The sequence below is a fragment of the Parafrankia sp. BMG5.11 genome, from assembly GCF_004337455.1.
Genome location: NZ_SJXI01000003.1, coordinates 71821 through 90046, shown reverse-complemented (window position 1 = coordinate 90046; position 18226 = coordinate 71821). Strand labels below are relative to the sequence as shown.

Here is an 18226-nt window from a genome sequence, read left to right as displayed (position 1 = left end):
TGACGCTCGCGGCGGAAGTCGAGAACTGGCACCGTGGCGCGACCGTCGACACGTGACGTCCTGGCAACCGACGAACCGCCAGGGCGAGAACGCGAACGGGGGCGCCCGGTGCCACTCCGGACGCCCCCGCCTCACCCCTCTACCGGGTCTACTTCCCATACGCCGCAAGGGGTTGCGGCCTCTACCGGCCCCGCTACCGGGGTAGAGGGCCCCCTCTACGCCCCGCCCGCCGGGCCGATGCCGGTAGACCCGCCTCACGCCTCCGGCGCGGTAGCGGGTGCCCCCTCTACCGGCCGCGCGGCCAGGACGTCAGCAGGCATCGCGCCCTCGATGTCCCGGAGCAACCACCCCGCCCGGTTGTCGCCATCGATCTTGACTTGCTTCATGGTCCGCTTCACGCCCGCGCCTTCGAGCGCCTCCGCAAGCTCCGTGCCGGTCCACTCCCCGTAGGCGTCTTCGTCGATGTTGACGAGCGCGGACAGGATGTCGTCCGTCCACATCCGCGCCCGGCGGCCGAACGCTTCGAGCACGTCAGCAATCACCGTGGGGATCACGTACGCCCTGCTGGCGGCGGCGGACGCCAGGTCCCCGCACGCATCCCCGGTCAAGGTGCCTTCGTCCAGCCGGAGCGCCCGGCCACGCTGGCACACCCGCTCGTAGTCCCCGTTGTCCAACAGGTCCGCCTTCACGACCACGAACGAATCCGGGCCGGTCACGAGCACTCCGACGCCCTTGTGATGCTCGGAGTCCGACAAGATCGAGGCGTCCGCACCGGCGCGCGCCTTCCCGTCACCAAGCACCATGTCGGACGACGTGCGGTCCGTGACCTGCGTGCAGTACCGGTACGTCACGATCTCGCGGAGCTTGGTCGGTACCGACTGTGCGTCGGGCCTCTGGGAGGCGTACACCGGCATGATGCCGGCGGCCGGGCCACGTCGGGCGATCCGGGCCAACTTGCCGACAACCCGCTTACGGTCCTTCTCTTCGTCCAGCGCCTCGAAGTACTCCTGTAGTTCGTCGATCACGAACGGGATCAAGGGGAGGCGGTACCGGCGCATGATCTCCGGCGTGAGCTTGCCTTCCGGGCACTCGGCGGCGGACAGCGTGGCCAGGAACGCGAACCGCCGGGACATCTCCGTGATCAGTTCGTCCAACATGGCCTCGAAGGCGGCCAGGTCGCCCACGTCGGCCCCGGCCACGTAGCGGTGCGCGACACCGGCCATGGCCCGGAAGTCGGCCCCGCCCTTGCCGTCCGCCAACCACACCTGGCACCACGGATCGAGCACCGCGGCGGCCACGAGCAACCGCATCGAGAACGTCTTGCCACGGCGCGGCAGGCCACCGAAGAACGCGGACTGCCACAGCAACAGGACGTCGATCCGGTTGCCCCTGGCGTCCCGCCCGAACGGCACCGGCGTCCAGAAGTCGAACCGCTCCGCCTCGATCAACTCCGACCGGATCGGCGTGCCAAGGTACGGATCATCGTCCGCGACCCACAGGGACAGGCGGCGGCCGTGGCCCCCCGCGTGCGCCCGGACCCGCGACATGATCAGTTGGATCTCATCCACGCCAAGCTCCGCCGCGATCACGTCCGCCTTGCCGATGGCGTGCGCGGCCGTCTTGCCCGCACCCCGGGGCAGATCGAGCACGGTTTCCCACCCGCGCCCGTGCCGGTCCCGCACGATCGGCGCGCACAGCACGAGCGCCGTGTCTGCCTTGAGGAGACCGGCCGCACGGAAGGCGTCGTTGAGATGCTCCGGGGCCAGGTCGCGGCGCGGGTCCGGTTCACCGGCCCACGGGGACGCCTCACCGGGCGCCCGGCGGTACCGCCCCGCGACACCGGCGGCCAGGACCACGGCCCCGCCGGTCGCGGCCGGCACCCACCCTCCGACCATCGCATCCGCGATGATCTCGCCGATCGAGCCTCCGGCCACGACAGCACCGGTGATCTTCCACCGTTCGCCCCGGAGCTTGCGCACCACGACCACGTCACGGCCCATCCGCCCCGACGTCGGGTCGCGTAGCTCGATCGCCACATCTTCCGCGCGTACCCAGTGCCACCACATCCGGCCGGCACGCCAGGTGCCCCGGAGCACCGCCACCGGTGCACGCCAGGTGCCGCGTAGCAGCACCCGGCCGGACAGCACACCGGCGTACCGCACGGTGCGGGAGGCGACAGCCCGATCGGACAGCCACGCGGGCACCCGCACCGGGTCGGACAGTCGAGGCCGCGCGGGAACCGGCGCGCCCCGTGCTGGGAGCACCTCCCCGGAGAGCACCGGCCGGGATGTCTCCGCCTGCTGCTGTCCTGGCCGGGCGATCCACGGCCCGGTGAGCACCTGGCCGCCCTCGATGTCCGGCGTGGCGGTCATGCCGACGCCCCTTCCTTCACGAGCGACAGCGGGGCGCGACGCGCGGCACGCTCCGCCAGCAGGCGCCGCGCGCGGGTCTGGCCGATGCCGAGTGCCGTAGCGGTGCCGCGCACGCTGTCGCGGGTGGCGTCGTCCAGTGCCTCGATGGCGGCCGTCAGCTCCGCATCGGTGCGGCGCGGCCGTCGCGCCTTCGAGCGCGCCCCGGTGGTCGCCTTCGAACGCGCGGCCGGGCGCTTCTTCGAGGCCGCTTCGATGCGGGGCGCGGTGCGCTCCGTCGGCCCCGCTCCGTGCTGGTCAGGGGCCGTGTCCTGCACCGGCGCCGGAGGCTCTTCTACGGCCTCCGTGGTGTTCGGCGCGGTGCGCTCCGCCAGGTGCTCCGGCGCGCGCTCCGTCGGAGGCTCCGCCGTGGCGTCCCGGTGCGCTCCCCGGGTGGCCTTGATGCCCGCGACCAACCCGAAGGCGAGCACGACCCACAGGGCCATCACGAAACGCCACGCCCCCGGATCGGCGTGCAGACCGGCGGCGGAGCGAAGGTTGCACGCGCCGGACCACGCGATGGAGGCAACCAGGACGAGCACCGGCCACCGTGCCGGTTCGCCGGAGGCGCGGCGCGCCCGGATCTCAAGGATCGAGGCAACGGCCATGATCTCGCCTGTCGAGGCGATGACGACGGAGTACCACCCGGGCTGACCGGCCCACGTGGCGACGGCGCGCACGTGGTCGAAGGCGACGGCGAAGACTGCCGCGCCCAACACGATCGGGAGGGCGGCGGCCAACGCGCGCTCGATGCGCCCGGCCGGCTTCATGCCGCCTCCCCGTGGGCGTACAGAAACCGGAACAGCGCCATCTGTAGTTCCAGGAAATCGGCGCCCGACGCAACCGGCGGGTATCCCGCCTGTTCCAGGACGGCCGCGACGTCGAACGTCAGGCCGAACGTGAACCGCGAATCGTGCTCCGGCGCCGGCATGGGGTAGGCGCGCGGAAGCTCCGGAGTCGAGGCGGCCGGGGCGTCGGTGTCCGCCGGGGCGTCTTCGCCCTGCCTGCACGCGCGCCCGTACTCGGAGGCAAGGGCCGTCCATCCGGCGTCGGTCAGCGCGTAGTCGGTCACTTCCGCCGCCGCCCACAGAGCGGCAGGGCGGACGGTGCCGGAGAGCAGGCCCCGGGAGAGCAGGGCCCGCACGGTTCCGCCATGAAGCCTGACGTCTCCGGCGGTGTACTCGGGACGGGCGTCCGGGTGGATGGTGCCCGCTGTCCGCTCGACACCACGGGCGCCCCGGGGGGCGATGGTGACGAGCGCGCGGAGCATGGCGCCGGTGAGGGTCGACATCAGGCGGCCACCTTGTCCAGCTCGACACCGGCCAGGGCCGGAACAGCAGGGGTGACCTTGAGGGACGGCCCGGCCGCCTTCATCGGCATGTCGAGGCCGCGTGCCGCGTAGTCGGCCCGGATCACGTCCAGATCGGCGACCATCCGGCCGGAGGACTCCCGCTCGATGGCCCATCCGCCGTAGGTGCCGACGGGCAGACGGTCCAGCAGCCTGCGCGCCTTGCGCTTGGCGCGGTCCGCCGCGCGGGCATCGTCGCTGGCCGCGTAGAAGTCGGAGGCGGTGGCCTCGATGACGTCGGCGGACGGCATCTCCGCCGGGGCGAACAGGGCCGGAGCGGAAGCGACACCGGCGGCCAGGACCACGGCGACGGGCGCCGGGGCGGCCTCGATGGCCGGGGCGGAGGCGCGGCCGGTGAGAAGGTAGCCGGTCTCCGCGACCGGGCGGACGCGGTCAAGCAAGGCCGCGCCCTGGCGGCGGACGGCGGAGATGAGAAGGTGGCGCACAGCGGGTCTCCTGTTCGTGCAGGTGGTCCGTCAGGCCCCGGCCGGTGCTGGAATCACCGGTTCGGGGCCGCCCCGTTGGTGGGGTGACCCCACCTTACCACGGTAGGTGGGGTGACCCCACTATGCTTAGGTCATGAGCACGGAGCCCCGGCCGGTGTGGTCAACCGGCGACATCGCGCAACACGTGGACGTAGGGCCGGAACAGGCGCGGCGCATCGTCAACCGGCCCGACTTCCCGCCTCCGCTGTTCCGGCACGGTGTGGCGCGGTTCTGGGACATCGAGGCCGTGAAGGCATGGGCCATCGAGCACCCGCGCAAGAAGAGGCCGGCCGCGCCGGACGAGGGGGAGTGACGCAGAGTCACGCCCGGCCGGGCGCGGGGGCACTCGCCTCCCGGTGCGGCCACGGTGCGGACACCGGTCTCACTCACGGCCCGTCCGGGGCACTCGTCCGCACCCGTTCGCGGGGCTGAAACCCTTACAGGGCAGTCACTTTCGCGGCGGATCACTCGTCCGCCTCCGCCTCAGGGGGCGACTTGAAAACCGCTAAGGGGAGTGATCCTCTTCGTGGGTTCGAATCCCACGCCCTCCGCTCTGTGATGTCTCGGGACATCGGCATAGCCCTGAACCCACGATCCTGGGTTCAGGGCTTCGTGGTTTTCGGGCCCGGCCATGCGGGATCTCCCGGAGGGCCGGACCCCCGGGCGGGGGACGGGCGGGCGGCGCATATGGGGTCGTGACGGCATCGGGGGGTGGCGGCAGACTCGGTGATGGCAAGCGGGTGACGGGGGTAGGGCGCTTTGGTCGGGGGGCCAACGTCCAATCACACCCGCGGCCTGGGCGCACGCCGGCACGGGGGCGGCGTGCGGTAGGTGGTGGGCACCAGTCCGGGGGGATCCGGTGCCCACCACCCATCCGAACGGACCGGTGAAGTGATCGTCCGGCCTCACCCGATCAGGCCAGGTCCCCCCGGGAGGTGGACGCGCCCCGCAGGTGGGTCTGCGGCGCGATCGTGCGGTCCTTCGCGCGGGAGCCCAGGTAGCGGGCCTGCGTGGCCGCCTGGAAGGGCCAAAAGCGGGCCGTACGAACAAGAACTCTGAAGAGTCGACGCCCGGTTGCGTGACGCTTGTGCCGGTGTACGACAGGATGGCCCGGTGCCTCCCCGCCGCTCTACTGGTCGGCGCGCGATCCCGGCCCCGCTCGCGCCGAACACCGCCCCACGTGCCGTTTCGGTGACGTTGCCGATCCGTCCGGGCCCGTCCGCCCAGCAGGCGCTGCCCATGCCGGTCGAGTCCTCCCGTCAGCCCGCGCGCCTGCGCGACTTCCCCACCGCGATGAGCTGTGGCGGCTGCGCCGAGCACTGGTCCGATCTTGAGGCAGCACACTGCCGGGCGTGTCATCAGATCTGGCCGTCGGCGGTCGGGTTCGACGATCATCTCGTCGAGTGCCCGGCCGCGCCCGAGATCGCCCCGCGTAAGCCGAAGCGGATCCCGGACCAGCGCCGACGTCCAGCAGAGGGCGCGGAGGCCGGGCCCGATGTCCCCGCGGACGCCGCCCGCGACGAGTGGAACGTCGCCTGACACCGACCGGCTGACGGGTCCCGCGGGGCAACCTGGCGCGGACGAGCCGGCCATCGGGCGCAACGGCCCGGTCGGCGGGTCCTCGAGCTGCTACGTTCCGGCGCGGGAGCGCGGTTGGGCGTTCCGCTAGGGCGTGCGCGGGGCGGGAGGACGGCATGACCGTGTGCGGGCTGCTGCGGCTGGACGGCGCGGATGTCCGTCGCTCGGCGCTGACCGGGATGCTCGCGGCTTCCTCGATCGGTCTGCCCGCCGCGCGTCGCGTGCACCTGGATGGTCCGTTCGGGGTGGTGACGGCCGCTGACAGCGCCGCCGGCCCGATGCCGTCCGTGCTTGTGGGGCCGTCCGGGCTGGTCATCGTGATCGCGGAGCATGCCGCGGACGGGTGGGTCGTCCCCGGCGTGGGGTCGGTGACCGTGCTACGGCCGGGGAGATCATGGCGGCCGGTGCCGCTGCGCTCGCTGCGCGGGGGGAAACCGGACGGAGACGCCGTCCACCTCGGAAAACGGAGGAACCCAGGTGATCTGGGTGATGCCGGCGGGGCTGTTGACGATGAGCTCGGTGATCTGGGATCGCGCGGGGAGCGGGACCGGGCGGCTGACGGAGATCACGGCACGGGAGTCGCGTCCGCGCTGATGCACGCGTACCGGGCGGCTGGCCAGCGCGCGCTGGAGACGCTGGGGGAGCATCTGCTGGCGATCGTCTGGGAGCCGGGCCGCCGGCGGATGATCGTGAGCCGCGGTGGCCGGCGTGCGGAGGAGCTTGTGGTCTGGTCCGACGGGCGGTACTTCGCGTTCGGGATGGAGCGGGCTCAGGTCCTCGCGGCGCGGCCGTTCGGGCTCGCCCGGCCGCGCCGACTCGCGGCCGGGGAGACCCTTCCCGTCACCGTCGCGACCAGGATCCGGCGCCCGCCGTTCGTGGACCTCCCCGAGCCGCGGGGGAGCGAGGCCGACGTCCCGGCGACCTGACGACCTGGTCCGCTGCCGGCAGCGGCGGGGTGGGCGCGGTGCCTAGACGGGCGCCCGGCCGGTGCCGGCAGCGCCGGCGAGCCCGGCGCGGACGAGCCCGGCGATCTTCCGCTCCGCGACGAAGGACAGGAAGGGGATCGTGCCCGCGAGCATGACCAGGACGGTCCGGCTGGCCGGGAGGCGGATCCGGCTCGCCAGATCGAGCGTCGCCGCCAGGTAGACCATGTAGAGCACGCCGTGGATCGGCCCGATGGCCGCCACGACGGACGGCTCGTCCGCCAGGTACTTCAGCGGCATTCCGACCACGACCAGCGCGATCAGGACGACGCCGACCACATAGGCGATGATCCGGTAGCGCAGGAGCGCGGACCTGACCGCGGCGGGCGCGGAACGCCCCCCACCGGGTGTTGCCGGCCGACCGGACGCCGGGGCGGCCGACCGTGACGTCACGGGGTCGGGGGATGCCGTCACCGGCGGTCTCCCTTGGTGTCGTTGTCGGAGCCAGCGGCGTCGCGTTCGTACAGCGACGCGAGATAGCGGTTGTAGGCGGCGAGCTCGCGGTCCTCGTCGGTCTCCACCTCGGCCAGCGGATCACCGGCCAGCGGATCACCAGCCGTCGGACGGCCGAGCCGGGCCGGCGCGGGCGTCACCGCCACGGTTCCGGCTTTCCCCTGGCGGGGTACGGCCACGAGTGAGCCTGGTCCGTTCAGAGGGTCGCCGCCCGTGGGAGCGGGCGCCTCGGGCGCGATGCGCCCGGCCTTGCCCCACTGGGGTCCCGGATCGTCGGGGTCGCGTGGGCGGAGATCCTCGGAGATCATGCGATACCACCAGTAGGCGACGAACGCGGCGAACATCGGCCATTCGACGCCGTAGAAGAGGTTCTGCATGCTGCCGTGATCGGATTCGCCCTTCGTCCACTGCCAGACGCCCATCCGGAGGAAGAACGCGATCAGTGCGAGCGCGAGCGCGTGACGGGCGAGCCACCACGGGGAGAGCAGGATCCTGCGCACGGGACCGACGCTACCCGCCGGGTTGGGCCGGCGGGTACAACAGACGATCCGGACGTGGCGGACGCCTCCTGCCGGGGCCGCTCCGACTGGTCCGACCGGGCGATTGGCCCGGATCACAGTGTGATCCGTGCCAAGGGCCACCGGGAGGTGCCTGACTGGGCCGGCCGGCGGGGGAGGGCACCATGGGGAAGTGTGGTGGGAGGGCCTGACGGGCGGAAAGCAACCCTCCCACCGGACGGAGCTCTGGTACCGCTCGGCGGAGGGCACTTCGTTTGCCGAGCGGCGTACCTGGTGTTCGAGCTTCCGCGCTGTGTGCGGCCCGCCCGCCCGGCTGGGGGGGGTTAGCGGGGATCGGGCGGGCCGGAACGACCACCGCAACCTGGCGCGGAGTACGGCGGTGCGTTCATATGTCCAGTCGCTTCGGACCGTGTGCCAGGTTGCCATCTTTCGCGATGTTTTTTTCTGTTGTCTGGGAAGAGTCCTTTGATGGGCCTCGGTGTTTGCCTGGTGTCTGTCATGTTCTTTGGTTGGCTACTGTGTGGCGTGGCTGAAGCGGTTCGGAACCCGTGCCGAGGCAGTCCTCAGTAGAGGACTCCCGCCGCGAGCGTGAGCAGCCCGACGCCCGAACCGGCCGCCACGGTGACGGCGATCGAGCCCTGACCGCGGGGAAGCCACACGGAGAGCACCCCGTCGGCGTCCCCCCGCTGCCGGGCACTTAGTGCCACGCTGCGCGACCAGGCGTTCCGACCATCGCCCACGGTGACGCGCACGCTGCCGTCCGGGGAGCCCAGATAGAGATCGAGGCGCCGCGCCTGGCCGGCCAGGGCCACGTCCAGCCGTACGGAGCCCTCGATGACCAGTCGGTCGTCGTCGCGGGAACCGGAGCTGACGGGCCGGCCGCCGCGCCAGGAGAAGCGGTTGGCGAATCCGCCCGAGCCAGAGCCGGGGCCGCGCTCGATCCGGGCGGTGCCGATCCCGGGCCGCGGGATGTCGGCCCGGGTCTGGACGCCGTCCGCGCCGAACAGGACCCAGTCGAGGCACCCCGCCGTCGGCAGGCTCACTTCCTGGCCGTGGCTGAACGGCGCCGTGGACACGCTGACACCGCCGGAACCGCCGGAGCCGCCGGAGTCACGCCGTGCGCCGTCGCGACCCGGGGGCGTGTCGGCTTCGCCGGCTCCGCGGTCCGCGGAGCCGGAGCCGTCCCGGCCGCCGGAGTGGCGCGAGTCGTCGCGGCGGGGAGCGGCGCCGTTGTCGCCGTTGTCGCCGCTGCCCGGCCGGGTGTCCCGCGGCGCCGATCCGCCCGTCCCCTGGTCAGATTGGGACGCCGGTCCGTCCGGCGCGCCGGACGGTGCCGCGCTCGTGCCCGCGCCCTGGGACGGAAGACCTTCGGGGCTCAGCACGGCCGGGTCCCCGTCGCCCGGCGCCGGACTCGGTGGCCCGGCGCTGCTCGGAGCGGGGGTGACGCCGAGGCTGTCGGCCGGTGGCGCATTTCCGGCATCGGCGGAGGCCGCGCGGGGAATCCGGGTCGGCGCGGCCGTCACGGTGCCCGTGTCCGGCCGGGGGGTGAACAGGGTGCCGCTCAGCAGGACGACGCCGACCAGGGCGGTCGCGGCCGTGCCCACGACCGTGGGGATGAGCAGGCGTGGCCGCGTCCGGCGAGGGCGGCGCTGGCGCGCGGTCGCGCGCGGGCGTGCGGCTGCTCCCGCTGGCGGTGGGGTTCCTGCCGGTCCTGGTTCTACTGGTCCTGTCGACGGCGTTGGTCCTGTTGGCGGCGGTGCTCCTGCCGGGGACGTCGTCCCTGCCAGCGGCGTCGTTCTCGGCGCCGGGATCACCGGGTGATCGACCGGCCGGGCCGCGGGCGCCAGGTGCCGGGCTGCCGACGGGTCCATCGCGGCGATGCGGGCACGGATGCGTTCTGTGTCCGGATCGTGCTCCGTGAGCTCGCGGGCCAGTAGGGACCGCAGCGTGCTGGTGAAATCTTGGGAGGACGGCGGCGTGGCCGTGGCCGCTCCGGAGCCGTCGCTGACGGGCGCCGAGGCCGCCACCGAGCCGGTCTCAGCTCGATCGCCGGTGCCAGCCTGATCGCCCGCGGTGCCGTGACCGTCCACCCGGCGGCGGGAAGAGCTCGAGATGAAACGGTCCCTGATCATGACATGTCCATTATGAGACCCGCGATCGTCGTGGGTACCGCTCACCGCCGTACACAGTCATGGTGTGAGGTCTCCAGGATCCGAGGGCGTCTCGCCGGAGGAACGTGCTGGTGGGTCCTCCTTTGTGCGCTCCGGGGTCTTGGGAGTGTTCTCAGCCCTCGCTGCCGCGGAGCCGTCCGGGTGCCTCGCTGTCGCGCAGCCGGTTCAGCGCCGACCGGGCGACGCTCGCCGGATCCGTTCCGCCGGCCGCACGCCGGCGGCCGCGCGTGGCGCCGGCTCGGCGCGGTGCCTGCGGGGCCAGGGGGCGCGCGTCCGGTTTTCGGGCCGGGGTGCCGTCCGGCGGGTCGGAGTGGGTCAGTTCGGGCCTGGTGCCGAGTACCCGTTCGAGCTCGGCCACCGCCTTGGATGTCTGGCTCTTCACCGTTCCGACGGAGATTCCCAGCGTCCGGGCAGTGTCCGCCTCGGACAGGTCGAAGGCGTACCGCAGCACGACACACGCCCGCTTCCTGGCTGGAAGGGTCATCAGCGCGGCGCGCAGGTCCACGGCGGCGGGAACGTCAGCGTCATCCGGAGCGTGCTCGGTGCGTTCGGCCAGCATGCCGAGGACGGTCATCCCCCGGCGTTCCCGGATCACCCGCCGCAGCCGGCTGGTGGCCAGATTCGCCACGATGCGCCGCACGTAGGCGAGTGGGCTGTCCGCGCTGCTGACCCGCTCCCACTTGGACCAGGCAGCCGTGAGCGCCTCGGCGGTGAGGTCGTCGGCCGCGTCGTGGTCGCCGGTGAGCAGGTAGGCGAAACGCGACAGCTCGCGGTGGTGGCGCTCGAAGAACTCCCGGAACTCGACCGGCGCGTTCGGGGGCGTGCCCGTGCCGCCGGCAGATTCCGGCCCAGCCGCCTCGCCCGGAACAGGCTCGGGGTCCTCCAGGTCGGACCACCCCGCCTCGTCCCGGGCCGTGTGCCGGCCCGGGAGCCGATCGTCGGAGCCGGTGAGCCCGTCGTCGGAGCCCTGGCGCTGGGGCGGGGCGCCGCTGGCGGCCGCATCGGTGCTCACGCCCGTGGCCAGGGAGTCCGGGTACCAGTGCGGTCCGCGTCCACGGTGCGCCCCCGCGCTCTGGTCCGGTCGTGGCGGACGCGCCCGGCCGGTGGGCAGGCGTGGCGCATGGACGCCGACGTCCGCGGCGCTGTCCACACTCACCAGGCACACTCCCACGGCTGGTCTTGGCGATACTCGTGTGTCCACGGGCGTCTCCGCCGCGGCCGCGGGAGATCCTTGTTAACGGGTACGACATCGCCGCTCGACCGGACGGTACTCCGTGCCGGAAGTATTGCGAAAGGGGTACATCCCGACGAAATCGCCTCCTGGCCGGATTCGTTTCCTGGCTGGGCGCGTGACCTGGCGGTACCCGTTCCAGGCTCGGGCGGTGGTGTCTCGTGCCGGGCTGGTGCCGTCCCTCCTGGGTTCACGCGCCTGGGGCTGTCGGAGGCGGGGCTGTCGAGCCAGGGCTGTCGCGGCCGGGGGTTTCGCGGCGGGGGCTTGGTGGCCGTCGTCGCTGAACGGCGATGTTTCCCGCGGACGGGGTGCGGGGTAGGCGATGTCTATGTCTGCGCTGACTGCTCGGGTGCCGTCTGCCCTGGAGCTGACCGCTCGAGTACCGCCTGCCCTGGAGTCGCCCGGCCCGGCGCGCGCGCCGGGCGCCACTCCGCGGCGGCCCGACCCGCCCCCGCTCGACCCGGACGCCCCGATACCGGACGATCCCGGGCCGTTGCTCCCCGACACCCCCGATCTTCCGCCCGCGCCGCACGAGCCGTCCCCTTTCACCCCGCCGGCCCCCGAGCGGCCGGAACCGGAGCCGGAACCCGTCTGAGCTCGCGCCGGCGCACCCGGCCCGCGCCGTACAGTGAGGTCCGTGCATGCGGTGACGGTGAGCGCTCCCGGTGGACCCGACGTCATGAGCTGGTCGGAGGTGCCCGACCTCCCGCCGCCCGGCAACGGTGAGGTCACCGTCGACATCGTGGCGACGGCCGTCAACCGGGCGGATCTGCTGCAGCGGCAGGGCTTCTATCCCCCGCCCCGCGGCGCGACCGAGATCATCGGGATGGAGTGCTCCGGCCGGGTGGCCGCGCTGGGCCCCGGGGTCGACGGTTTCGCCCTGGGTGACGAGGTGTGCGCGCTGCTGGTGGGCGGGGGATACGCGACCCAGGTCAATGTCCCGGCGGCCCAGCTGCTGCCGGTTCCCTCCGGGGTCGACCTCATCCATGCCGCGGGCCTGCCCGAGGTCGCGTGCACCGTGCACTCCACGGTCTTCGAACGCGCGGCCCTGGCGGACGGCGAGGTCTTTCTCGTCCACGGCGGCGCGTCCGGCATCGGCACCTTCGCGATCCAGGCTGTGCGGGCGCTGCGCCCGTCCGCGGTGGTCGCCACGACGGCGGGCAGCGCGGAGAAGCTCGTCCGCTGCCGCGAGCTCGGCGCGCACATCACGGTCGCCTACCGGGACGAGGATTTCGTCGCCCGGGTGCGGGCGGAGACCGGCGGCCACGGCGCCGACGTCATTCTCGACAACATGGGCGCGTCGTACCTGGAGCGCAACGTGGACCTGCTGGCGACCGAGGGCCGCCTCGTCGTGATCGGGCTACAGGGCGGAACCAAGGGCACCCTGAACCTGGGGGCCCTGCTCCCCAAGCGGGCCAGCGTGCACGCGCTCTCGCTGCGCGCCCGTCCGGACGCGCAGAAGGCCCGGATCGTCGCGGGCGTGCGCGAGGAGTTCTGGCCGGAGGTCGCCGCCGGGCGGATCCGGCCAGTGATCGACCGTGTCCTGCCGATAACCGAGGTCGCCATGGCCCACCGGGTGCTGGAGGAGTCCGGGCATGTGGGCAAGGTCGTCATGACGGTGGGCGGCTGAGCCGGCGGTTCGGCCGCCGGGGTGAACTGCCGTGACCGGACGAGATGTTCGCCGTGCCACCGGATGGATTCGTCCGACCAGGAGGGCAGGATGGTGGGCATGACAGACCAACCGGAACCCCGTGTCGTCGTCGTCGGCCCGGACGGCGCCCTGCAGGAGGCCCCCGGCGCGGTAGGCGTCCCGCTCACGCCCTCCGCGGGGCACGGCGGGCGGGCCGGCGCTGATGGGCCGGGCGAGGGCAAGAACCCCTTCGCCGGCATGGTGTCCCAGCCGGACAAGGTCATGCGGATCGGCACCATGATCAAGCAGCTGCTCGAGGAGGTGCGGGCCGCACCGCTCGACGACGCCAGCCGCGTTCGGCTCCGGCAGATCCACCAGAGCTCGATCACCGAGCTCTCGGACGGGCTCGCCCCGGAGCTACGCGCGGAGCTCGACCGCCTGTCGCTGCCGTTCGACGAGGACGCGACCCCCTCCGACGGGGAGCTGCGGATCGCCCAGGCGCAGCTCGTCGGCTGGCTCGAGGGGCTCTTCCACGGGTTGCAGACCGCGCTGTTCGCCCAGCAGATGGCGGCGCGGGCGCAGCTCGAGGAGATGCGTCGCCGGGCTCTGCCCAGCGGGCAGCAGCAGGGCGACAACGAGCCGTTCGGCGGCGCCTACCTCTGACGCCGGCGACGCCGGCACCCGCCTGGTGCCGGCGTCGGGCGGGTCAGCTCGCCGGGCTCACCGAGCTCATGTTGAAGTCCGGAATCCGCAGCGCGGGCATTCTGGCCAGCGTGAACCAGTCGGCCCACTCCCGCGGCATCGTCCGCGTGCTGGCACCGATCTCGGCGATGCGGCCCAGCAGGTCCACCGGCGACTCGTTGAACCGGAAGTTGTTGACCGCCCCGACGACCTCACCGTTTTCGATGAGAAAGACGCCGTCCCGGGTGAGGCCGGTGAGTAGCAGGACCTGAGGGTCGACCTCCCGGATGTACCACAGGCAGGTCAGGAGCAGGCCGCGCCGCGTCGAGGTGATCATCTCGTCCAGGGTGGCGGTGCCGCCGCCGTCGAGGAGCAGGTTGTCGACGAAGGGGGTCACGGCGATGCCCTGACCGGCGAGGCCGGCCGCGCCGGCGCTGATGCCGTTGCCGGAGCTGTTGCTGGTGCCGTTCGGCGCGGCGGCCGGGGCGGCCAGGCTCGCGGCGCGCGCCGACGAGCGGGTCTGGACAAGCGCGTTGAGACGACCGTCCCGGATCCAGTCGGTCGGTCCCAGTGGCAGCCCGTTGTCGAAGACACTCGAGGTCGCCGAGGACGCACCAGCCGTCACGAACGGCGCGGTCGTCAGGCCCGCCGCGCTGGGGTCGCTCCACAGGCGCAGGCCGGCGGGGCCGAGCGCCTCGCCCACGCGCGTCCCGCCGCCGGCGCGGCTGAACACCGTGCGTCCCTCGGCGGCGTCCCGCCCGGCCGCCGACCAGTACAGGTAGACCATGAGGTCGGCGACGGCGGAGGGGGGGAGAAGCGTCTCGTACCGACCGGCCGGCAGCTCCACCGACCGGTCGCACCAGCGCAGCCGAGCCCGCAGACGCGCGTCGGTCGCGGCGACGTCCACATCGGTGAAGTCCTGGGTGGACTGCCCGTGCCACACGGAGCCACCGGGGGCGGCGCTCTTCGCGTTCCACTCCACCGAGCCGGTGGGCTGGCTGTGCCGCAGCCGCAGGCCGGTCGACGTCCCGAGCCAGGTCGTGGTGTGGTCGTGCTCGGCGAAACCGAACAGGCGCCGGCCCTCCGCCCGCGCCGCGCCGAACGCCTCGGCCAGGTCGCCGGCGAAGGAGGCGAACACGTCGCTGCTGGTCCGCTCGGCCGGATCGGTGAAGGACCGGCCGCCGACCGCCGCCGCCGCAGGCACGACCAGGTCGCTGTAGTCCTCGGCGTCGTCTGATTCGCGTGCGGCCGCCTCGGAGGCGCGGACCAGCGCCTCCAGGCCCGCCAGATCGGCCCCGCCGCCCGGCCCGTCCACCGTCGAGGTGGAGCGCACCCCGAACGAGCGCCCGACCACGCTGATGATGGTCACGGAGCGGTCACGCGCGGCACCGTTCGTGGTGAGCGTGTTGTTCGCCCAGCGCAGGTTCACCGTGCTCGACTCGCTGGCGATCACGATCGCGCCGTCCGCGCGGGACAGCTCCAGCGCCCGTTCGACGATCTCGTGCGAAGCACGGATCGCCTGTGTCGTGCCCGTCACCGGGAGCCCCTCGCTCATCGGCCGCCCTCGCGGCGCGTGTTCAGGATGTTGACGTCGCGGAACAGCGCCGACGGGCAGCCGTGGCTGACCGCCGCGACCTGGCCGGGCTGGCCCTTGCCACAGTTGAACGCCCCGCCCAGCACGTAGGTCTCGGGGCCGCCGACGGCGTCCAGCGAGCCCCAGAAGTCCGTGGTGGTCGCCTGGTAGGCGACGTCGCGCAGCTGGCCGACGATCCGGCCCTTGCGGATCTCGTAGAACCGCTGCCCGGTGAACTGGAAGTTGTAGCGCTGCATGTCGATCGACCAGCTTCGGTCGCCGACCACGTAGATCCCCCGGTCGACCCGGCCGATCAGGTCCTCCGTGGACGGCCCGCCGGGCGCGGGGAGCAGTGAGACGTTCGCCATCCGCTGGAGCGGTACATGCCCGGGGGAGTCCGCGAAGGCGCAGCCGTTGGAGCGGTCCACGCCGAGCGCGGACGCGTTCTGCGCCGCCATCCGCCGGTCGAGCTGGTAGCCGACCAGGACACCGTCGCGGACGATGTCCCAGCGGCGGGTCTGCACGCCCTCGTCGTCGTAGCCGATGCTGGCCAGGCCGTGCGGTGCCGTCCGGTCGCCGGTCACGGTCATCGCCGGTGATCCGTAGCGCAGCGACCCGAGCTTGTCGAGCGTGGCGAAGGAGGTCCCGGCGTAAGCGGCCTCGTAGCCGAGAGCCCGGTCGAGCTCGGTGGCGTGCCCGACCGACTCGTGGATCGTCAGCCACAGGTTCGACGGGTCGATAACCAGGTCGTAGCGCCCCGGTTCCACCGACGACGCCTTCGCCTTCTCTGCCAGCAGCGAGGGGATGAGCTCGATCTCGGACTCCCAGTCCCAGCAGCCGGCCGCCGGGCCGCTGACCATCCACTCCCAGCCGCGGCCGGCCGGAGGCGCGATGGTGCGCATGGACTCGAAGCCACCCGCCGGGTCGACCCGGGTCGCCTCGAGCTGGCAGAGCACGCGGACCCGCTGCTGGGTGGTGTCCGTCCCGGCGGTGTCGGCGTAGAACTTGTTCTCCATGACGGCGGCGAACCGTCCGTCGACGTGATCGACGTCCTCGGCGGAGTACAGCGACCGGCACAGCCCGCCGATCCGCTCGACCTGGTCGCGCGGATCGACCGAGAACGGGTCCGTGGCGTAGCTGGAGACCCAGGTCGCGTCGGCGTGGACGGGCTCGTCGGCCAGCTCGACCGGCTCGGAGTTCAGCGGCCGCGCCACCTTCGCCATGGCGACGGCCTCCCGGGCGACCCGCACGGCCTCGTCCACGGTCAGATCCACACCGGCGGCGAAGCCCCAGGTCCCGTCGTGGACGACGCGGACGGCGAAGCCCGCGGTGACACCGTCCGAACGGCTCTCCAGGCCGGCGTCGCGGAACGACAGCGACGACTCCTTGAGACGTTCGATCCGGATGTCGGCGTGGGCGGCACCCAGGTCTCGGGCGGCCTGGAGTGCGGCGTCGGTGAGGGCCGCGGTGGGCAGCGCGCGGAACTCCTCGTCGATCTCGTGCGGCGGCAGGGCCGGCTCGGCCGGATCCCGGGGAACGGAGGTCGCCATGCTCCTATCCTGGCCTCCCCGACCGTCGGCAGTGCCGTCGCATGCGACTCCACCCGGGATCCGCGTCGCCGGGGGTACCGAAGCCGGTGACAGAGCCACAAAGGGGCACGCGAGTGGGTCTCCGGGTCGGCCTCCCCCCGAGCTGAGGCCGACCCGGAGACGCGCGGGCGCCGACATCAGATGTCGACGCGATTCGGATGGGTCGCCGTGGGCCCGTGGCCGGGCCGACCGGGCGATCGGAAGCGATCAGGTGCGGTCGGGCCGGTCGGGCCGGTCGGACTCGCGAGGGCTGCTGGGCCCGTCGGGCTCGTCGGGTTCCGCCGGTCGGTCGAGCTCCGGGCGGATTCGGTGGTTCCTCGCGGGATGCTCGCCCGGCAGCCTGCGGCGGCGCCGGTCGCCGTCGCTGTTCGCGCCGCCGGGCACCAGCGGGAGCGCGGGCCGTGGGGGAGGCGCGGGCCGTGGCGGTATCCGCAGCCGGTGCTTCGACGCTGCCGTGGGGCGTGGCACGTCGGCGTGCTCGTCGGTGCTTTCGGTATCGCGGGCCGGGCGTCCCGGGGCCGGTCGGGGTGGGGCCGCCGACGGCGCCCTGGCCGTCTCGGCCTCGTCCGGCGTGTTCGGCCCGATCCGGGTTCCGATGACGGCGTCCCACCGACGTTCCACCTCGCGGACGGCTTCGACGAGCGGTTCCATCCGATCGGCCGGGGCCGTGCCACCGAACAGGTCCAGTGTTGTGGTCAGTGCACTGACGAAGTACTGGGCGTCCGGCGCAAGCAGATCGACGCGGGCCGGACGACCGGGCCGGGGCGTCACCGCGTTCAGATACAGGCCGACGATCCGGTCGATGCGGGCCGCGATGTTCTCGAAGAACGGGTCGGTCGGCTGGTCCCGGTGATTCCGCCGGCTCCGCGGTTGGCCGGGCCCGCCCATCGTGCTCTCCCTGCCATCGGCAGGTGCGGTTTCCGGCGCCCATGCGTTCAGGTCCGGCGGCGTCTGGTGCTGGACGGGTAGATCGGGGTAAAAGTCGTCGTCCAGCTCCGACAGGGACACGGGGAGGTCGGAGTGTGTCCACCGCAGCGCGGTGGGATCCGGGCGCGGAACCGGCCCGGTCTCGTTCCCGTTTTCGAACCGCTCGCCGTGTCGCCTGGACCAGCTTGCCCACACAACCGTACCGAGGATGATGAGCACCGCGCCGAGCACGGTCAGGAAGAAAGCGCCCCAGTGCGTGCCGCCGCCGGGTGCGGCGCCGGCGGTGGCCTCGGGGGACAGGCTCCGCGCCGGCGGCGGGACTGTGTTGCCGCTGTCGGCCGTGCCGCCGAGCAACCAGCCGAGTATCGACGCGATGCCCGCGAGCAGCAGTGTCGGAATGCCGAGGATGAATGCGGCGCGGAGCCTGCCGAGGCAGGCGGCGACGACGGTGAGCGCCACACCGATGACGACGAGGTCCCCGACTGGGATCTCAGTTCCTGACTCAATGGATGTGAGCGCGGTCATCTCACACCGCCCGCAGCCCTGTGTCAGCGCGGTCTGGCTCCAGGCGAGCCCCTCGAATGGGCCGCGAAAGCATGCTCCGGCGCGTCGCACATGGTTGGACAGGCGTGAACGAAGGGGACCACGGCC

At 72.9% G+C, this 18226-nt stretch carries 17 protein-coding genes; 6 read left to right on the top strand and 11 right to left on the bottom strand.

Features of this window, described 5'->3' with window-relative positions:
• Positions 1 to 254: 254 nt before the first annotated feature.
• The 4 genes from E0504_RS03785 to E0504_RS03770 are packed head-to-tail and all read right to left on the bottom strand — an operon-like array spanning position 255 to position 4202.
• Entirely contained in the window at positions 255 to 2372 is a 2118-nt protein-coding gene (locus E0504_RS03785; RefSeq protein ID WP_131622005.1) for an FtsK/SpoIIIE domain-containing protein, read from the bottom strand.
• Positions 2369 to 3178, bottom strand: coding sequence for a hypothetical protein (locus E0504_RS03780; protein WP_131622003.1), 810 nt, complete (start codon positions 3176 to 3178; stop codon positions 2369 to 2371). The genes E0504_RS03785 and E0504_RS03780 overlap by 4 nt, the downstream gene beginning before the upstream one ends.
• On the bottom strand, positions 3175 to 3699 hold the full coding sequence (locus tag E0504_RS03775) for a hypothetical protein (RefSeq protein WP_131622001.1): 525 nt from the start codon (positions 3697 to 3699) through the stop codon (positions 3175 to 3177). The genes E0504_RS03780 and E0504_RS03775 overlap by 4 nt, the downstream gene beginning before the upstream one ends.
• Positions 3699 to 4202 (bottom strand): hypothetical protein, encoded by a 504-nt coding sequence (locus E0504_RS03770; RefSeq protein ID WP_131621999.1) that lies wholly within the window; start codon positions 4200 to 4202, stop codon positions 3699 to 3701. Before E0504_RS03770 ends, E0504_RS03775 begins: the two co-directional genes overlap by 1 nt.
• Before the next feature lie 133 nt (positions 4203 to 4335).
• Here E0504_RS03770 and E0504_RS03765 point away from each other — a divergent pair, with 133 nt between their 5' ends.
• From E0504_RS03765 to E0504_RS03755, 3 genes are all read left to right on the top strand, one after another.
• On the top strand, positions 4336 to 4554 hold the full coding sequence (locus E0504_RS03765) for a DNA-binding protein (protein ID WP_131621997.1): 219 nt from the start codon (positions 4336 to 4338) through the stop codon (positions 4552 to 4554).
• Positions 4555 to 5432: 878 nt separating this feature from the next.
• Complete coding sequence (locus E0504_RS03760; protein WP_235014917.1) at positions 5433 to 5780, top strand: hypothetical protein; 348 nt, start codon at positions 5433 to 5435, stop codon at positions 5778 to 5780.
• A 155-nt stretch (positions 5781 to 5935) separates the two neighbouring features.
• On the top strand, positions 5936 to 6745 hold the full coding sequence (locus tag E0504_RS03755; RefSeq protein ID WP_112108943.1) for a hypothetical protein: 810 nt from the start codon (positions 5936 to 5938) through the stop codon (positions 6743 to 6745).
• A 42-nt stretch (positions 6746 to 6787) separates the two neighbouring features.
• On the opposite strand, the gene E0504_RS03750 is transcribed toward E0504_RS03755, so the two are convergent.
• The 4 genes from E0504_RS03750 to E0504_RS03735 form a co-directional block, all read right to left on the bottom strand.
• A complete protein-coding gene (locus E0504_RS03750) occupies positions 6788 to 7216 on the bottom strand; it encodes a DUF3817 domain-containing protein (protein WP_131621996.1) in 429 nt (142 codons plus the stop codon).
• A complete protein-coding gene (locus E0504_RS03745; protein WP_112108942.1) occupies positions 7213 to 7755 on the bottom strand; it encodes a hypothetical protein in 543 nt (180 codons plus the stop codon). Before E0504_RS03745 ends, E0504_RS03750 begins: the two co-directional genes overlap by 4 nt.
• Positions 7756 to 8336: 581 nt before the next feature.
• The gene (locus E0504_RS03740; protein WP_131621994.1) at positions 8337 to 9905 is read right to left on the bottom strand and encodes a hypothetical protein; all 1569 of its coding nucleotides are present in this window, start codon (positions 9903 to 9905) and stop codon (positions 8337 to 8339) included.
• Positions 9906 to 10056: 151 nt separating this feature from the next.
• The gene (locus tag E0504_RS03735) at positions 10057 to 11100 is read right to left on the bottom strand and encodes a SigE family RNA polymerase sigma factor (protein ID WP_235014916.1); all 1044 of its coding nucleotides are present in this window, start codon (positions 11098 to 11100) and stop codon (positions 10057 to 10059) included.
• Positions 11101 to 11503: 403 nt separating this feature from the next.
• Here E0504_RS03735 and E0504_RS03730 point away from each other — a divergent pair, with 403 nt between their 5' ends.
• From E0504_RS03730 to E0504_RS03720, 3 genes are all read left to right on the top strand, one after another.
• A complete protein-coding gene (locus E0504_RS03730; RefSeq protein ID WP_235014915.1) occupies positions 11504 to 11770 on the top strand; it encodes a hypothetical protein in 267 nt (88 codons plus the stop codon).
• A 42-nt stretch (positions 11771 to 11812) separates the two neighbouring features.
• Complete coding sequence (locus E0504_RS03725) at positions 11813 to 12805, top strand: NAD(P)H-quinone oxidoreductase (RefSeq protein ID WP_112105033.1); 993 nt, start codon at positions 11813 to 11815, stop codon at positions 12803 to 12805.
• Between the two features lie 99 nt (positions 12806 to 12904).
• Complete coding sequence (locus tag E0504_RS03720; protein WP_083390817.1) at positions 12905 to 13468, top strand: bacterial proteasome activator family protein; 564 nt, start codon at positions 12905 to 12907, stop codon at positions 13466 to 13468.
• Positions 13469 to 13511: 43 nt separating this feature from the next.
• Here the strand turns inward: E0504_RS03720 and E0504_RS03715 are convergent, their stop codons facing one another.
• The 3 genes from E0504_RS03715 to E0504_RS03705 form a co-directional block, all read right to left on the bottom strand.
• A complete protein-coding gene (locus tag E0504_RS03715; protein WP_112105034.1) occupies positions 13512 to 15041 on the bottom strand; it encodes a metallopeptidase TldD-related protein in 1530 nt (509 codons plus the stop codon).
• Positions 15038 to 16609 (bottom strand): TldD/PmbA family protein, encoded by a 1572-nt coding sequence (locus E0504_RS03710; RefSeq protein ID WP_112105035.1) that lies wholly within the window; start codon positions 16607 to 16609, stop codon positions 15038 to 15040. Before E0504_RS03710 ends, E0504_RS03715 begins: the two co-directional genes overlap by 4 nt.
• A 246-nt stretch (positions 16610 to 16855) precedes the next feature.
• On the bottom strand, positions 16856 to 18100 hold the full coding sequence (locus E0504_RS03705) for a DUF4064 domain-containing protein (protein ID WP_112105036.1): 1245 nt from the start codon (positions 18098 to 18100) through the stop codon (positions 16856 to 16858).
• Positions 18101 to 18226 lie beyond the last annotated feature (126 nt).